Annotated in this window: 15 protein-coding genes; 6 read left to right on the forward strand and 9 right to left on the reverse strand. The window is 35.7% G+C overall.

Annotation, left to right across the window (positions count from 1 at the left end):
• The first annotated feature begins 231 nt into the window (after nt 1–231).
• From AC6IWN_RS09595 to AC6IWN_RS09610, 4 genes are all read left to right on the forward strand, one after another.
• Nucleotides 232–1,401: a PucR family transcriptional regulator gene (locus AC6IWN_RS09595; protein ID WP_497987188.1), complete on the forward strand. Its 1,170-nt coding sequence runs from the start codon at nt 232–234 to the stop codon at nt 1,399–1,401.
• Nucleotides 1,402–1,777: 376 nt separating this feature from the next.
• A complete protein-coding gene (locus AC6IWN_RS09600) occupies nt 1,778–2,773 on the forward strand; it encodes an ABC transporter substrate-binding protein (protein ID WP_497987189.1) in 996 nt (331 codons plus the stop codon).
• Between the two features lie 128 nt (nt 2,774–2,901).
• Complete coding sequence (locus AC6IWN_RS09605) at nt 2,902–3,873, forward strand: ABC transporter permease (protein ID WP_497987190.1); 972 nt, start codon at nt 2,902–2,904, stop codon at nt 3,871–3,873.
• Nucleotide 3,874: 1 nt separating this feature from the next.
• A complete protein-coding gene (locus AC6IWN_RS09610) occupies nt 3,875–4,669 on the forward strand; it encodes an ABC transporter ATP-binding protein (protein ID WP_497987191.1) in 795 nt (264 codons plus the stop codon).
• Nucleotides 4,670–4,766: 97 nt separating this feature from the next.
• On the opposite strand, the gene AC6IWN_RS09615 is transcribed toward AC6IWN_RS09610, so the two are convergent.
• The 3 genes from AC6IWN_RS09615 to AC6IWN_RS09625 all read right to left on the reverse strand — a co-directional run bounded on the left by AC6IWN_RS09615 (nt 4,767) and on the right by AC6IWN_RS09625 (nt 8,612).
• The gene (locus AC6IWN_RS09615; protein WP_497987192.1) at nt 4,767–5,354 is read right to left on the reverse strand and encodes a PocR ligand-binding domain-containing protein; all 588 of its coding nucleotides are present in this window, start codon (nt 5,352–5,354) and stop codon (nt 4,767–4,769) included.
• 40 nt (nt 5,355–5,394) lie between these two features.
• Nucleotides 5,395–6,012, reverse strand: a complete 618-nt coding sequence (locus AC6IWN_RS09620; RefSeq protein ID WP_497987193.1) for a TetR/AcrR family transcriptional regulator — start codon at nt 6,010–6,012, stop codon at nt 5,395–5,397.
• Nucleotides 6,013–6,281: 269 nt separating this feature from the next.
• Complete coding sequence (locus tag AC6IWN_RS09625; protein WP_497987194.1) at nt 6,282–8,612, reverse strand: PAS domain-containing hybrid sensor histidine kinase/response regulator; 2,331 nt, start codon at nt 8,610–8,612, stop codon at nt 6,282–6,284.
• 354 nt (nt 8,613–8,966) lie between these two features.
• On the opposite strand from AC6IWN_RS09625, the gene AC6IWN_RS09630 reads away from it, so the two are divergent.
• Nucleotides 8,967–10,661: a S8 family peptidase gene (locus tag AC6IWN_RS09630; protein WP_497987195.1), complete on the forward strand. Its 1,695-nt coding sequence runs from the start codon at nt 8,967–8,969 to the stop codon at nt 10,659–10,661.
• A gap of 47 nt (nt 10,662–10,708) precedes the next feature.
• Nucleotides 10,709–12,418 (forward strand): S8 family peptidase, encoded by a 1,710-nt coding sequence (locus AC6IWN_RS09635; protein WP_497987196.1) that lies wholly within the window; start codon nt 10,709–10,711, stop codon nt 12,416–12,418.
• Between the two features lie 135 nt (nt 12,419–12,553).
• On the opposite strand, the gene AC6IWN_RS09640 is transcribed toward AC6IWN_RS09635, so the two are convergent.
• The 6 genes from AC6IWN_RS09640 to AC6IWN_RS09665 form a co-directional block, all read right to left on the reverse strand.
• A complete protein-coding gene (locus AC6IWN_RS09640) occupies nt 12,554–12,700 on the reverse strand; it encodes a hypothetical protein (protein WP_497987197.1) in 147 nt (48 codons plus the stop codon).
• Between the two features lie 25 nt (nt 12,701–12,725).
• Nucleotides 12,726–13,154, reverse strand: a complete 429-nt coding sequence (locus AC6IWN_RS09645; protein WP_497987198.1) for a DUF3788 family protein — start codon at nt 13,152–13,154, stop codon at nt 12,726–12,728.
• Nucleotides 13,155–13,387: 233 nt separating this feature from the next.
• Nucleotides 13,388–14,869 carry an Lsa family ABC-F type ribosomal protection protein gene (locus AC6IWN_RS09650; RefSeq protein ID WP_497987199.1) on the reverse strand — a complete coding sequence of 494 codons (1,482 nt, stop codon included), beginning with the start codon at nt 14,867–14,869 and terminating at the stop codon, nt 13,388–13,390.
• A 481-nt stretch (nt 14,870–15,350) separates the two neighbouring features.
• Nucleotides 15,351–16,211 carry a PhzF family phenazine biosynthesis protein gene (locus AC6IWN_RS09655; protein ID WP_497987200.1) on the reverse strand — a complete coding sequence of 287 codons (861 nt, stop codon included), beginning with the start codon at nt 16,209–16,211 and terminating at the stop codon, nt 15,351–15,353.
• Nucleotides 16,212–16,551: 340 nt separating this feature from the next.
• Nucleotides 16,552–17,322: an amino acid ABC transporter ATP-binding protein gene (locus AC6IWN_RS09660; RefSeq protein ID WP_497987201.1), complete on the reverse strand. Its 771-nt coding sequence runs from the start codon at nt 17,320–17,322 to the stop codon at nt 16,552–16,554.
• Nucleotides 17,323–17,331: 9 nt separating this feature from the next.
• A complete protein-coding gene (locus AC6IWN_RS09665; RefSeq protein ID WP_497987202.1) occupies nt 17,332–18,372 on the reverse strand; it encodes an amino acid ABC transporter permease in 1,041 nt (346 codons plus the stop codon).
• Between the last annotated feature and the right edge of the window lie 7 nt (nt 18,373–18,379).

An 18,379-nucleotide genomic window follows, 5' to 3' on the forward strand; every position in this document is an offset into this window, starting at 1 on the left:
TGCCATATTACTACACTAAAATGCATGATATACAAAAAAAACATAGATTGCAATATGATTCTCCTGCATATTTGCTCTATTACCAACATTCTATTCTAAAAGAAGAATTATGTCCATAGTGTACTAATTATTATAAGAATAGTGGACATTGTGTCCATTTTAAGAATAATTCTCATTGACGAAAGGATTGATTAGGCTGTATGCTAATAATGACAGGAGGGGTGGAACATTATGAGCTTATTGATTAGACATATTGTTGAAAACCAGCTATTAAAAGGTGTAAGGATGGTTGCAGGTTTTTCTGGTGAAGAAAATGTAGTATCCTGGGTCAATGTAATGGAGATCTTAGATTCACCGGAATCGGTGCAGCGAGGTGAATTACTGGTAACAACCGGATTCAATCTCCAAAACCAGGAGTTATATTCAAACCTAATTGAGACTCTGAAAAGTAACGGGGTCAGTGGAATTGCAATCCAACCTGGTTATTACATTAATGAAATTCCGGAATATATCCTTCAAGAATCAGATCGCCTTGGTTTTCCTGTTCTAGAGATACCAAAAGATTTGACTTTTTCCGCAATACTGCGTATTCTGATTCAGAAAATTAATATAGGAAAATTAGAAAATGAAATCTTTGATGAAGCCACAAAAATGTTGCTTCAACATACGAATGAAGCATTAAAATCCTATTCTTTGAGACTGTTTGATGAAGATACCGCCAGCGTTGCTTATCTTTTTTATGTTCAACCGATTAATCAATATGCGGTCAGTGACACCACTGCTACCAGCTGCATGAATCGAATCAAATCCTATTTAGACGACCGAGCAGACGATTGTGAATATATCTCTGCTAAAAATGGTGCAGCGGCCTTCCTTATACTATTTGAAAATGAAACCAAATACCTATCCATGATTTATGATTTTAGTATTGAGCTCACCTTCCTATCAGAACAGCAAGGACTGAATTATTATGTAGGAGTCGATCGAATTAAATCCTTAAAATCATTAGGACTTGCTTTTGAGCATGTATTTGAATGCAATGAATTGTTAAAGCATATTCATGCTAAAAGAGGTGTTTGTTCCTTTGACAATATGACATTTATGAAAATGTTCGGGGTTCTTCATCAGAACGAGCACTCTTTTGTGTCTGATAATCAGGCGCTTCAGATACTCCTTAACTATGACAGAATTAACAATACAAATTATGTTCAGACATTACGTTTTTATCTTGCTGATAACTGTAACGCATCAAAAACCGCCTCAAGGCTTTATATCCATAGGCATACCCTGCAAAAGCGTCTAGACAAAATTAAGGATCTATGCGGAATAAGTACTGATGATTATTATGCAAGATTGTACATGTCAGTCTCCTTGCTGTTTCACGATTATTTTGCACTCTAAGCAATCATTACAATAATAATTTCAACAAGGATAATTGTGCTTTTTTCATAACTACTCTTTTTAATATTTGAATATAAAGATATGCGTATTAATTATTGATTTGGTAAAATCATAATGATGCGCTTTTTTTGCACAATTTGTTTTGCCCTAATATTAGAAATTCTTCTTTTTATTACTGATTTGGGAATTATGTGCATATGAATTATTAGTTTATTTCGATACTATTTTATCGCTTAAGCCGTTGACTTTTTTTCGCAAACTGATATAATACAATGCATGGAGTTTAGTGCTTTGAAGTGTTGATACATTGAAGTTTTGATGTCTTGAAGCTTTGAAGCAGTAAATCGCAACACTATAAATCAGGAGGAATTAATTTATGAAAAAAGTTCTTGCTCTCATGCTTTCGTTAGTACTGGTTATGAGCTTAGCTTCCTGCGGTACGACTGAGAAAAAAGACGATACTGCAAAATCCGGTTCTAACGGTTCCAAAACTACATATAAGGTTGGTATTGTCCAGCTTGTACAGCATCCTGCTCTTGATGCAGCAACAAAGGGCTTTAAAGAAGCACTAAAAAAGAAACTTGGTGATAAAGTTGTATTTGATGAACAAAATGCATCCGGTGATTCCGCTACCTGTTCCACCATCGTCGGTCAATTTGTGTCCGGTAATTATGATTTAATTCTAGCAAATGCAACTCCTGCTCTTCAGGCAGCTGCTTCTGCAACAAATAAGATCCCGATTCTTGGCACTTCCATCACTCATTACGGTACTGCACTGGATATTGATAATTGGACCGGTACAACAGGCCTCAATGTATCCGGAACCTCCGATCTTGCTCCGCTTGACAAACAAGCTGAAATGATTAAAGAATTATATCCGAATGCGAAAAAAATCGGCATCCTATACTGTTCTGCAGAGGCAAATTCAAAATTCCAGTCCACCACCATTCAGAAATATCTGAAGGATCTCGGTTTTGAAAGTAAAGAATATACCTTTGCTGATTCTAATGATGTAGCAGCCGTTACGAAGGCAGCTTGCACTGACAGTGATGTAATCTATATCCCAACTGATAATACTGCTGCTTCCTGTGCCGCAACAATCAATAATGTCGCAGAACCAGCTAAAGTTCCGATTATCGCAGGCGAAGAAGGTATCTGTAAAGGCTGTGGTGTAGCAACCTTATCCATTAGTTATTATGATTTAGGATATACCACCGGTGAGATGGCTTATGATGTTCTGGTAAACGGTGCGGATGTATCAAAAATGGAAATCAAATATGCACCGAAATTCACCTATGAATATATGGCTGACCGAGCTGAAAAGTTAGGTGTGAAGATACCTTCCAACTATGAGGCAATCAAGGCTGAATAATTCAGAAGGATAAGATATTAATCGTAGGGGTGCCAATCAACCGGTACCCCTACTTATTTGCGATAACCGTAGGAACTTACCATATATCTTCCTAACGGTTTACTTACTTTTTTAAAGGAGGAAATTTAATGAGTTATTTTGCTTCACTTGACCCAGGTGTTCTCTTGGATTCCTTTCCGCGTAATATCTCTCAGGGTATCATAATGGGTATCATGGCACTCGGTGTTTATGTTACCTTCCGATTATTAGACTTTGCGGATCTTACTGTCGACGGTTCTTTTACCACCGGTGGTGCGGTTACGATTATGCTGACAATCGCTGGTGTTCCAATTCCGATTGCACTATTCATAGCTGTACTTGCCGGTTTAGTAGTAGGAATGGTTACAGGATTATTACATACAACCTTAGGAATACCGCCTATTCTTGCAGGTATCTTGACACAGATTGCACTATATTCCGTAAATTTACGCATCATGGGAATGGCATCTAACAAACCGTTAAATGTCAATAAATATATTCCTTTGCTTTCCTTAAGGAATCCTCTTCATGCAATAATTATAAGTTCTATATTTGCACTTATCCTGATTGTTATCCTGTATTGGTATTTCGGAACAGAGCAGGGCAGCTCCATTCGTGCAACCGGAACAAATCCATCAATGAGTAAAGCGAACGGTATTAATATTAATTTTACCAAAGTTCTCGCTTTGGCACTTTCAAACGCTATGGTGGCTATGGCAGGTGGCCTATTGGTTCAATATCAAGGTTTTGCTGACATCCAAATGGGACGTGGTGCCATTGTTACCGGTTTAGCCGCAGTCATAATCGGCGAGGTGCTGGGTGATGCTATTTTGGGAAAACGTATGAATTTTGCTTTTAGACTTATATTCGTGGTAATCGGTAGTATTATTTATCAAATTGTAGTAGCAATTGTATTATGGCTAAAGCTGAATACTAACGATCTAAAACTATTTTCAGCGATTATCGTTGCCATCTTCCTTGCGGTTCCTTATCTCCAGCAAAAGAAAAAGAATTCCTTTGGCCGTACCGCGAAGAAATCTTTATTTGCAATTAAGTCACATCAAGAGAAGGAGGCAAATTAATATGCTAGACATTATCGATATTCATAAAACCTTCAATGCTGGAACAATAAATGAAAAGATTGCTTTAAATGGAGTTAATCTTCATCTGAATGCCAGTGATTTTTGTACGATAATCGGTGGTAATGGTGCGGGGAAATCAACTACTCTAAACGCGGTAGCTGGTGTATGGCCGGTGGATCAGGGCGCTATTCTGCTAGATGGCAATAACATTACCGGTTTACCAGAGCATAAAAGAGCAGCCTTCCTAGGGCGTGTTTTCCAGGATCCTATGACCGGAACCGCAGCTAATATGGAGATTCAGGAAAATCTGGCTCTGGCATATCGTCGCGGAAAGAGCAGAACTCTTAGTTGGGGAATTAAGAAATCAGAAAAAGAGAAGTATTTTGAATTACTTAAAATCTTAAATCTTGGTTTGGAAGATCGCCTTACCTCAAAAGTAGGATTATTATCCGGTGGACAAAGACAGGCGTTAACTCTGTTGATGGCTACCTTACAACAACCAAGGCTTCTGCTCCTGGATGAGCATACCGCTGCTCTGGATCCGAAAACCGCAGAGAAAGTACTCCAGGTTACTGATAAGATTATTGCAGAAAACAATCTGACCGCATTAATGGTTACTCATAATATGAAGGATGCCATTGCACATGGTAATCGTCTCATTATGATGCATGAAGGTAAAGTAATTCTTGATATCTCAGGCGAAGCCAAGAAAAATCTTACTGTAAAAGATTTGATGCTTGAATTTGAAAAAGTATCCGGGGAAGAATTCTCTAATGATAAAGCAATACTTGCTTAATATATAGAAAGCATATAAGAGCTGTCGCTAACTATTAATCCTTCAGGCAACTAAGCCTATTAAGTGATTATTAATTTGCCACAGCTCTCTTATTATATTAACCTTCAAATAATAATATGAACTTTTCATAGCTCTTTTTCGCCTTCTCCTCCTGCTCCGTTTCGTTCATATGTTGTGTGGCCATATCGCTCAGCATTATTACTAATTCATTCATAAAAGCTATTATTTTTTCAACTTCTTTAAAACATAATATAGGAATACCATTTATTAGAGATGTGATTCTTTCCTGATCAAAACTACGCTTGATTAACATGTTTTTTATTGAGTTAGCCTCTTCATATTCTGTCAAAAACTGTCTAAGAACTATATAAGCGAAATCTTTGTTCTTAATTCGTATTGGAATACGGTACTTCATCAAGCCATTCGGGCAAAATAACAAATTCTCTCCGTAGTCACTGAATCTCGCACATGTTTCTTTACAAAGAATTTGCATACGAGGATCTTTACAAATAATTTCTTTACATAAGTCAATACAAGGCGAATAAGATATTATTTCACCTTCAGTATCAAATAGAGTAATTGGTACATGTATATCTTGATATAATTGATCCATATATTTTTCCAATAAATTTAAATTTATTAAATCACTCAATCTTTCCTTTGAGAATAAGGATTGTTTCATCATATTCGCTCACTTTCATTAATCCCAGAATAGATCAAGATTTCTATTCCATTTCTATCAGACAACATTTTAAGAATCTATCAAATTGCAGCTCTATTGCTTCTTCCTTTATCGCTAACCCTGACAATATCATTTCATATATTATATTATCTTGAAATTGCCTAAAGTAATGATAAAGGTATTCCAAATCCTTATTGCTATAGGAAATATGTTTTGATAGACAATGTTGCATTATAGGAGATAACAAATCAAACTCATCGGATTGATATAATTTATAGATTTCTCTTGCTTCTGTAACCACTTCATCAGGTGCAAATACACGATATCGCATAATAAATTTATGAATCACACAATTATTAATACAGGATTTTATACCACTTCGAAAAACTAAAAACAGTTGCTCTTGATAAGATAAATCTCTATTGAGCTCAATGATTTCTCTCGTCAATGCTAACTGTCCCTCAAGGATCGAAGCATAAATTGCTATAAACATATCTTTCTTCGATTTATAGTAAAAATATAATGATGCCGCTTTAATTCCAATTTCATCACTTACTTTTCTCATATTGGTTCCTTCATATCCTTTTTCAAGCAAATGAATGAAGGCTATTTGATTAATCCGATCCAATGTTGAAGTCTCTTTTTCAATAGTTACATCCATAGTTTCCCACCCCTTTCCCTAATATTTGATGTTTTATCGGGTGATTAAACAGAGTAATATCAGAGAATATACCACCTAACACTCGTTAGGTAGATTATACTATTTTTTGCCACCTTTTTCAATATTTATAAAATTTTCTTAATCTTTAGCAATAGAGATAAGGATTGAACAGAAAAACCATATAAATATAATTAGCATTTTGCCCCACAAAAAATAGCACGCTGTATTACCATTAATAACCTAGTAATACAACTTGCTATTCAATAATTTTATTCTACCATGTTACCTGAGAATATTCGGTTTACACGCATGATAAATTCATCCACATCTATCGGCTTTGTTATATAATCATCCATCCCAGACTGAATGCACTTCTGTCTATCCTCCTGTTGTGCATAAGCTGTCATCGCAACAATTGGAATATGGGCATATTTCAATTCCTCCTTAATTCTTTTTGTTAATTTATAACCATTAATATCTGGCAATTGAATATCCATTAAGATTAGATCCACGTTATTATTTTTAAGTATTTTGTCAACCTCTGATCCGTTATATGCGGTAATTAATTGGTATCCCATCTGAGCAATAATCATCTCCATAACATTTTGATTTGTTGCACTATCATCAATGCTAAGAATTGTTTTCATTTCTTTTTTAGAGTATGATTTTTTTTCTTTATATATTATGGTACTGTTATTCATAACATTACTATTAAGCTCATGGCAGTTTTCATAAGCACAACGAAATGTAAAAGTACTTCCCTGCCCTTTTATACTTGTGCATTTAATTGTACCGTTCATTGCTTCAGCGAATTTTTTCGCAATCGTTAATCCCAATCCGGCTCCTCCATATTTCTTATCAAGTCTGAAGTCCGCTTGAGAAAACATATCGAAGATGAACTCTGTCTGCTTATCACTAATGCCGATACCTGTATCACTCACAATAATTTCTATTATATTATTCTCCAACTCTTTCTCCACAAGCTTCGTTTTCAGTGAAATTCTGCCACTTTCCGTAAACTTAATTGCATTCGATATAAGGTTATTTAATATTTGACGAATCTTTTGAACATCTCCCAACAATTTATCGGGAATTTTCGAATCCAGGTAATACCCAACCTCAATGCCTTTTTCATTCGCTTCTATTGTTAGGTCGTTAAAGCATTCCTGCAGCATAAGTTTCAATGAAAAGCAAGTCTTTTTCACTTCTATCTGGCCATACTCCACCTTAGAGATATCTAGAATATCCGTAACGACACCTTTTAGGGTAATCGTTGAAGTTTCCAATACACTGATAAGCTTATGGTAATCATCATCAATCGATGTTTTATTCTTTAGCAATCGGGAGGAGACTAATATTCCATTCAGTGGAGTTCTGATTTCATGGCTCATATTTGCCAAAAAGATACTTTTCGCATTTGTTGCTTTTTGTGCTTCATCAGCTAAAATCGCCATTCTTTCATTGCTTTCCTTCAGTCTTTCCTCAATCTGTTTTCGATCCGTTACATCCTCATGAGTACCGATTATTCTTGTCGGGTTCCCTTTTGAATCATAGGACTGAATTGTACCCTTTGTCCTTAACCACCGATAGGAGCCATCCCCTGCCAGTATTCTGTACTCTATCGTAATTTTTATATTTTCCTCAATTGCTTTATAATACTGATTTTTAATATACTGGGTATCATCCGGGTGAATTAGCTTAAACCAATCTTTGTAGGCATTTGCCAAAACTTCCTCTCCATAACCGAGCATCGCTCCCAAATCATAATTTGATTTGTAACTTAAACCATCTTTATATTCATAATCCCATATACAGAATTGTCCCCCTTCAAGCGCAATCATTGCTCTTTCCTGGTATTCTTTAATTTCGTCCTTCATTTTAATTAATTCTGATAAATCACTATATACACCGATAAAACCTATTATTGTTTTATTACTATCCGTAATAGGCGAATAGGATACGGATAATTTAACGATATGTCCGTCTTTATGGATTCTGGACGTCTCAACATGTTCGATTGTCTTCCCCAACCATAAAATTTCTTTTATTAATTCCATTTCTTTCTTCCGGTCATTAGGTATAAATTTTTCAATGGGTTTTCCTATGATTTCACTACCTATATAGCCAAGTCTTTTTTCCGCAGCTTTATTCCATATCGTTATGCAAAAGTTATGGTCAACCCCTATAATTGCCTCATCCACAATATCCAATGATACATCAAATATTCTTGCCTTCTTATCCATTAACTCCATCTGTGATATATCTTGAATCACACTGATGACATAATTTCCTTTGCTTTTCATGGTGGTCACGGAGCGAATCTTAACATGCGCTTGTGTACCGTCTTTTTTCAAATGAACCGCTTCAAACTCCAAGCTATTTTTAAGCGCCTCATCCAATTGTCTTCGAACAATAAATTCATTATCCTGTTTGCGAAGATCATATATATTCATATTGATTAATTCATTATAATCGTAACCATAATATTCAAGAGCTTTTGAATTAAAATATTCAATTTTTCCTGATACATTAATTATCAAAACAATATCTAACATATTGTCAAATATTATTTTAAACCAGTCCAATTCTTTCTTTTCCATGTTTTGCCCCCATCCTACGATTATTTATCAAAAGTATTCATTCCCAATTTATGCATACATCATAATATCTCGATACGTAGATATTATACACGCTCCGCACGGCCTGATGAACATATTTTTTAATTGAACTTTACAAAAAAATCTATCAAAACAAACATTTAAATTATACTTTTCAGATAATAATTCGTGCAATTATTATCTTCTCCATAAACTAATAATAACTACTCTCATACCATTTTGATAATGCGCATTTTTTTACGCACACCTTATCTACTTAATATTTATTTGAAAAAATATTAAATAAAGTATTATGCTAATAATATAATAGAAATAAAGAAGAAGATAGTGTGATTTATGAATATATCGGAGAACGAAAAAATATATGGAAATAGCTATGCAGACTTTTTTGTGGAATATTTTGGAATACAATCTTTACTGGATCAATATAAAGATAATGCTGTTCGTATAGTTAATTTTTTTACTGCTGTTGTATATCTTCCGGTAAGTGAAATGTTATCTGATACCTTAGTGAAAGCGAACTATTCCATACCCGCAATCTATGGATTAACAAATGATACTTCACAGGAAACCTCAGGGATTGTCAAATTACGTAACATGCCTACTTTCAATTTGCGTGGTAAAGGTGTATTGATTGGATTTGCCGATACAGGAATTGATTATACGAATCCCGTGTTCCAAAACATGGATAAAACCACTAGAATAGCTGCTATCTGGGATCAGACGATAGAAAGCGATCCAACAGCAACAAATATCCCCTACGGAACAGAATATTCCAGCGAGGCTATCAATCGGGCTTTAATTAGTGATGATCCTTATCAAATTGTTCCTTCCAAAGATGAAGTAGGACACGGTACGATGGTAGCAGGAATTGCAGCCGGCAATGAAGTACCTGAAAAAGGATTTTACGGCGTTGCTCCGGAGTCCGAATTGATCATGGTAAAACTTAAGCCTGCCAAGCCTTATTTAAAGGAGTTTTACTGTATTCCCGAGAACCATATCTGTTTTCAAGAGAATGATCTCCTCTTTGCACTGCAATATTTATTAAACTACGCAAGCTATGTAAATAAACCCATCGTTCTGTGTATATCCTGTGATACCTCCAGGTACTCTCGCGATGGAAAAGATTTATTAAGCAGCTGGTTATCACTACAGGCAAGCTATCCAGGCATCGCCGCTCTGGTACCTGCCGGTAACGAAGGCAGTGCCCGTAGACACTATCATGGAATAATCAATGAATCACCAGGTTATGATACGGTTGAGCTTAACATACCACAAGGTGAAACCGGCCTAACTATGGGTATGTGGGGTTCCTCGCCAAATATCTTCACCATCGATATCATCTCTCCTTCTGGAGAGTATATACCCAAATTAATGGTTAAGTTAAATGAAACTCTGGAGGTTCGATTTGTATTTGAGTCTACAATTATTTATTTACATTATCAAATCGTAGAATCGGATACCGGAGACCAGATGATTTTCCTACGCTTTGTTAAACCCGCGAAGGGAATATGGAAATTCAATGTATACGGAAAAGGATTATTCCCGATGGACTTCAATATCTGGTTACCAATGAATGAATTTGTGTTACCGGATACATATTTTATCCGTTCTGACCCATACACTACACTTTTATCACTTTCCTGTTCTATCATACCAATCACAGTTACTGCCTACAATGCAGCCGATAACTCTCTATTTATCGACGCAGGTTTAGGATACACTCGAAATGATATGGTAAAACCGGATATAGCTGCACCTGGGGTTAACATACTTAGTCCCAGTATAAATCAAGAATTTATTCGTGTCTCTGGAACAAGTGCAGCGGTTGCTCACGCCGCCGGTGTGGCAGCTATGCTTATGCAGTGGGGAGAGGTTGAGGGAAAGTATCGTAACATGAGCACTCAGGATATCAAAGTGTTTATGACACGGGGAGCTCGTAGAGCGACGGATGATATTTATCCTAATAAAAATTGGGGTTATGGAATTCTTGATATCTTCAATGTTTTTGAAAGTCTTAAAAGAGGATAATTCTAAAGAGTAATGATGTCATAACAATCGGATGGGGATGATAAGATATGATACAGGATGATATATATAAAATAACAAGCAATGATTTTATGGATATTATAATTCGATATAATAATAACTCAAATTATTTAAAACCTTTTGAAAAATATACCATTCAAATTATGAATGAAGCTTATGCTATAATTTACATCCCCGTATCGGATCTAGCTTCCATCTCCTTACAAGATATAGGCTATTACTCCATTCCAAACTATTATGCTCTCACTGACGAACAGAGTCTAGATGCATCCGGTGTTCAAAAATTAAGAAGAATTCCATCAACAAATCTAACTGGTAAAGGTGTTATCATCGGAATTATTGACACCGGTATCGACTATACGAATCCTGTATTTATAAACAACGAAGGTAACACTCGTATCATATCAATATGGGATCAAACCATAGAAAGTAACAATACTCCGGTTGCTGTATATCCGACCTATTATGGAACCGAATTCTCAGCAGAACAAATCAATCAAGCGCTAAGAAGCTCAAATCCGTTAAGTATTGTTCCCAGTGTTGACGAAAATGGCCACGGGACAATGTTAGCTGGTATTGCAGCTGGATCTGAAGATAAGACTAATTATTTTAGCGGGGTAGCACCTGGAGCAGAATTAATGATCGTCAAATTAAAAGAAGCAAAAAACAGTCTTAAAGATCTATATTTTATTCCCCAAAATATCAATTGCTATCAGGAAAATGATGTTATGTGGGGGCTTCAATATATTCTATATACTGCAAGATTATTAAATCGTCCGTTAGCAATCTGTATCGGTTTAGGAACTTCACAGGGTGCACATAATGATTATGGTTTACTAAATACTGCCGTAAATCTAGCAGCTGATACTCCACAAGTTGCAGTAAGTGTTTCCGCCGGTAACGAAGGAGGCCTCAAAAGGCATTTTTTTAGTGAAGTAAGTCCTACCGGTGGACCAATCACCGTAGAATTAAATATAGCAGACAATGAATACGGATTTACTATGGAGCTATGGGGCGATCCACCCATGATATACACCATGAACATCCTGTCACCCTCCGGGGAAAAATTTGCAGTCTATGCCTACAAGTTAACACAATCACAAATCGTAAGATTTATATTTGATCCAACCATAATTCATATAAATTTTGTGTTAATTGAACAAATTACAGGTAAAGAGGTAATTATTCTCCGCTTTGAGAAACCATCGCCAGGCAGCTGGCGTTTTGAAGTATTGGGCAAAGGAAATGTTAAAGGTGCTTTTCATATGTGGCTTCCGGTAAGTAATCTCATATCAAAAGATACTTATTTTGTGAACGCCACCCCCTACACAACGATTACTTCCCCAGGCAATTGCTCTTCATGTATTACCGCAACTGCTTATAATTCCATCAACGGTACCCTATTCAATAATGCAGGGAGAGGCTTTTCTACTTCTAATATCATCAACCCTGATTTGGCGGCTCCTGGGGTCAATATTTTAGCTCCTACCCTCAGACATGAATTCACTAGAATAACGGGAACAAGTGCTGCGGCGGCTCATACAACCGGAATCACTGCACTATTACTGGAGTGGAGCGTTGTAAAAAACAATTACCCCGATGTTGATACGGTGAGCTTAAAGAAATTTCTGATACGTGGGGCGAAGAGGGATAGCAGATTAACATACCCAAACCCCGATTGGGGGTATGGCATTATCGATGTATTTAATACCTTTGATGTATTACGTACCATTATTTAGGATATCATGATATCCAGACAACGAAAGAAAATCTGTTACAATTGACTCTTCAACCCTCATGGTTTAAAAAATGAATCAATTGTAACAGACCGTCACAAACATTTCTCAATTATAGTAGCACATTATTTACTCTTTTTACTTTTTATTCGTGATTTTATACTTTTCCCCTGAATCATCATAAGTGATCCATTCACCCATAGGTTCTCCTTTTTCAAAATGCCCCGAACGTTTTATTGTACCATCCGGACGATACCATTCCCACTCAAGACTAATAGAATACAAACTTAACCTCATAAAACTTCATTTATTACTTACAGAGTATTTTTAATTTCATTATTTTTTCAAAATCCTGCATTTTTTCTAGCGTATAAAATTGAAAGGTGCAGGGTTTTGATTTACCGACATTCTTTGTCTCTTTGATAAATTCCACGGTTTGTGGGTTTAAGTCCAACTCATAAATCCGGTCGTTATATTTCTCCGGTAAATAAATAGTAGCTTGAATGTAGCCCTTCCAAGCTGACATCCAAATTATTGTCCTCTTTTTCTTTTGTACCTTGCATAACCAGGCTTTCCCATCCTTATAATAACGCCATTCATGATCCATTCCATGATCGACAAATAATTTTATAAGATACTCATAGGGTCCATAGCCATCACAAAGTGCATTCTTAATCACTTCATCGGTAGGATAAATATTCTCATCTGTTAAATCCATTACTGATTGAATCGATTTCATACTGTTCTCCTTTGCAAAGTTCTAGATATTTACATGTTATTTTGAATACCTATCGCCTCAAAAAATATCTTAATAAGTAAAGTATAATAATTGGTTCAATATTTTTCAATAAAAATCCATATTTATCCTACTGTTTTAATAATTCACATGGTGATAAGTATAAATTATAACAGCCATCCGAATATAAAATCTTCGAATGGCTGAATTTAATATACCTTTTTTATTATATTTGACTATGAGAGAAAAATTGTTTTTGTTGCAACATTTTCACAAAAGGAATAATCATGCTCCACAAACAAAATTGTCGGTTGGATCTCAGTAAGCAATTCTTCTAGCTGCATACGCGAGATAATGTCTACAAAGTTGAGTGGTTCATCCCAAATATACAAGTGAGCTTTTTCACATAAGCTTTTTGCAATCAATACCTTTTTCTTCTGTCCTCCACTGAAATCCTCCATACTCTTATCAAATTGCTCTCTGGAAAAATCCAGTTTTCGAAGAATCGATTTGAATAAACTCTCATCAATCTGATGATTGTACGCATATTCTGATAATCTTCCCATCAAACCGGTGGTATCTTGGGATACATAAGATATAATTAGCTGATCATTCTTTCTAATGACCCCTTGATATGGAATATCTTCTCCCAAAAGAAGCTTTAATAAGCTCGATTTACCACTACCATTCTTGCCCTGTATTACAATTCGTTCTCCTTTGTCGATATCAAAGCTTATCCCATCACAGATAACCCTGTTATCATAAGTGATGGATATATCAATCAGCTCAACAAGTTTATTGTCATGAAAGGATAATGGGAACAGTTCCAGTCTCTCATTGGATTCAATATTCTTCAGTAATTTTGATTTTTCCACTATCATGTTTTGCTGTCTTGATTCGATATTCTTGGCTCTCTTCATCATTTTAGCAGCTTTATGGCCAACATATCCTCTATCAATTTTACTTCCGGAGTTGTTACTGCTAAACTTGCTTCGCTCTACATTATCAGACCAGGAGGAAGTGCGTTTAGCTGAAGCTGAAAGTCTGCTAATATCCTTCTTAAGCTTCTCGTTTTCTGCTAGTTCGAATGAATCCTGCAGTTCCTTATTATTCCACCAGGACGAAAAATTCCCCTTCTGAATCTCAATGTTGGTTTTATTGATTGAGAGGATATGGTCAATACTGTGATCCAAGAAAAATCTGTCATGCGATATTAGGATAAACCCCTTTTTCTTTCTCAAATACTCACTCAGTTTTTTTCTACCGTCTACATCCAGATGATTTGTCGGCTCATCGATTAACAAAAAGGAATTTTGTTTTAAAAACATCCCAGCTAATAACGCTTTGGTTTGCTCTCCTTTTGATAGGGTAGAGAACTGGCGATAGAACACATCTTCGTTCATATCCAGCAACGACAACTCTTTTATAATCTCCCAGTCCATCGAGTTCGGGCTAATCTCACGTATAATATCAATTGTGAAGTTCTCCTTCTCCTGCACTTCATATGGGAAATATTCAAAGGTAACGTTTGAGGTAATACTTCCTGAATACTCATATTTTCCTTGCAAGAGATTAAGGAAAGTAGTTTTCCCTCTACCATTCCTTCCGGTAAATCCTAACTTCCAATCGGTATCGATTTGAAAGCTGACGTTTTCAAATATATTATCATAACTTCCTTCATAAGCAAAAGTTAAGTTAGAAACATTTATTAAAGACATATTTTCGTCCTCCTTAAGTAATATATATTTAATCACAAAAGTCGGATTATATGGCGACATTTACCTTCATATAATTATCGCCGTTTTATCCGCTTTTATATGAAGAAAATCAGGTGAGATTAACGTAAATATGCTTATCATAGAAGCACCTCCTTATAATTAAAATGAGCTGCAAGAATGAATTATTCTTACAGCTCTAAATTATACATGGTTAGTAGTATAGATATACCCAGTATAGATAAGAGAAATCAGAACAATTTTCTTGCATAGCCATAACAAAAGCAAGTAGATACGATCTACTTAATTACGCTTGTATGAAACTAAAATTAGCAAGAAAAATTGAACATCTTTTCACCTCGATTATTTATTTTTTATCATTATACTTTAATCCCCAAGAAAAATCAACCTCAGTATTGCAAGTCATTTATGAATGTCTTTTCCAATTAATCTGTCATTCACCATGCTGTGTGTGTAAATCACTTCATATCTCCAGATCTAAAACTGTGATATCACTTGCCCTTCCACCGACTTTAACTTTTATAATTTCTTTGTTTTGTATGGTAAGTGATACTCTGATTTCTGAGGGTTTATTCATTTTTTCTCCTTGATTAATGAGGACATTCTTTGCCTGTTGTTCATTAATGAGCCCGTATTGATACAGAAAACAACCAAGTGCTCCGTTTGAAGTTCCGGTGGCTGCTTCTTCCAGTATATCATATAACGGTGCAAAGTTTCTACAGGAAATGTTATTACTTTCTTCTATAGCAAATACGTGATATCCCACTACATTGTATTTACGGCTGATGTGTTTAATTTTTTCAAAATTAGGTATAATTGAGTCAAGTATATGGATATTATTTACCGGTATTATAATATCTCTTAATCCGGTTGATACCACCTGAAGCGGAATATTCTTTAAAAATTGTGTTCTTTCAATATTTAGGGAATCTGCGATCTCACAGGCATCAACAATATCAGAAAACATCGGCGAAGGCTGATCCATCATAACAGAGTCATTTTGAATTTCTATCCCTAAAACTCCTGCTTTTGTTTCTTGCCGGTAACTGCCCGGCTTTACAATTCCTAATTCCGCTATAGCTGAAGCTGTTGCGATTGTAGCATGACCGCATAGATTCACTTCTTCTACCGGTGTGAAGAATCTCAATCTATAATCTGCACAATCTGATTTTAGTACAAAGGCTGTTTCGCTAAAACCTAACTTTGCAGCGATCTTTTGCATCTCTTCTTCGGATAGAGAATCCGCATTGATAACAATCCCAGCTACGTTCCCTCCTTCCGGAGTTTTTATAAATGCATTTACTTTATATACTCTAATCTTCATACATATACCATTCTCTCCTAAACTAATCAGTCATTCTTGAGCAAGACAGTAATATAGATATCTTCAAGGTAATGCGTTATTACTTTCTTTTTACGCTACCTTATAATGTATAAGGTAGGGGATGTTGCAATACAAATAATTTGGAGGAATAATGTTATATTGCCATAATGCACTGTTTGGAAAACATGAACGCTATTCTTCCAATCTGTGTGTGAGGCAAATAACATTGTTCCTTAATAGAATTATTTGTTTTGCAACATCCCCTTAAATAGTAAAAAGGATTACTGTATAAGATACCGATCTATACAGATTTCGTTTCCATTTCTAATAATTGATATTGTTATAATACACTCTTAAGGAAGTTGATTGCTTTTTCATTCTTGGGATTTTCAAATACTTCTTGCGGAGTTCCTTCTTCCAGTAGCATTCCATCCGCCATGAAAACAACTCTGTCAGCAACCTCACGGGCAAATCCCATCTCATGTGTAACTACAAGCATCGTCATTCCCTGCTTTGCAAGAGATTTCATAACATTAAGTACTTCTCCAACAAGTTCCGGATCTAAAGCACTGGTCGGTTCATCAAAAAGCATTATCTCGGGCTCCATCGCTAGCGCTCTTGCAATTGCAACACGCTGTTGCTGTCCACCGGATAATTTTGATGGATATTCGTTTAATTTATCCGAAAGTCCTACTTTCGCGATTAAATCCTGTGCTAGTTTTATCGCATTATTTTTTGACTTTTTACGAACAGACATCGGAGCAATCATAACATTCTCCAGTACCGTTTTGTGAGGAAACAAATTAAATCTCTGAAAAACCATACCCATTTCCAAGAGCATTGCCTTTTGCTTGTCAGCAGCAATCCTATGTATTGTTCTATTATGTTCTCTATGAAGAAACAATTCATCATTTATGAAGATCTTACCACTGGTAATCTTCTCTAATTGGTTTAAGGAACGAAGATAAGTAGATTTACCGGCACCGGAAGGCCCAATGATACAGATAACCTCGCCCTTCTTTACTTCCAGATTAATATCTTTAAGCACTTCCAGCGTTCCGAACGACTTGCTAACATGCTCTGTTTTTAAAATATATTCATATTCACTCATAGCTGCCTCCTATTCATAAATTGAGAGTTTCTTCTCAACTTTGCCAAAGATATATGTAAATATCGCAGTTATGATCAGATAAATGATAAGTGCCGGAATAAATACCAAATAATTACCTTCACTTGTCATAATTGTTTTTGAAATCGTCGTGATATCCATGAGTGAAATCGCAAATACCAACGAAACATCTTTTATCATCATAACGAATTCATTACACAGAGGTGGAATCATTCTTCGAATTGATTGAGGAATAATTATCTTGCCCATCGTCTGTCCGTAACTCATACCCAACGCTTTTGCTGCTTCATGCTGTCCTTTATCGATGGATTGTATCGCTGCACGAACAATCTCTGCACAATAGGCAGCTGAGTTTAAGGAAAAAGCAATTAAGGCTGCTAAGAACGCTCCCTTATACACTGCTTCGCCATCTACATTACTGAACAATCCACTCCAAGAAAATCCAAAGATCTGCGGTATCGAGAAATAAACCACAAAAAGTTGAATCAGTAATGGCGTTCCTCGAAAGAAAAAGATATACGCACTACTTAGTTTGCTGATAACGATATTCTTCGAGATTTTGCCTAGTGCTAAAAACACACTTAACACAAAACCAATTACAATGGACAAGGTGGTAAGTAGTAAAGTAAGCTTTGCTCCATGCAGTAGATTTTCACCACAGCCAAGCATTCTATATGTATAATTAACCATCTGACCGCTAAACTTGGCAACTCCCTTATCCGCTTTGTAAATCTTATCACCAAACCCCAGATAAGATTCTTTAACCGCCTCTGCTCCAGCTGTTGAGAAAGAGATGTAATTTATCACACCCAAATCATTATACGTGGTTGTTAAACGTTTAATCTTACTTTTGTTATCTTTTTCAATTAACTGATGAACTTTTGTAGATGCTTGATTTAACATTTCATTCTTCGATGGCTTCATTAAGGAAAGGATCACTATTGCAGCCAAAGTCGCCAATACGATAATGGCAACTATTTTTGATGAACGTTTCCATTTTTTAATGTCAACTATTCTATTTATAATCTTCATCCTTTAT

The sequence above is a fragment of the Variimorphobacter sp. HTMS_6 genome (genome assembly GCF_059717775.1).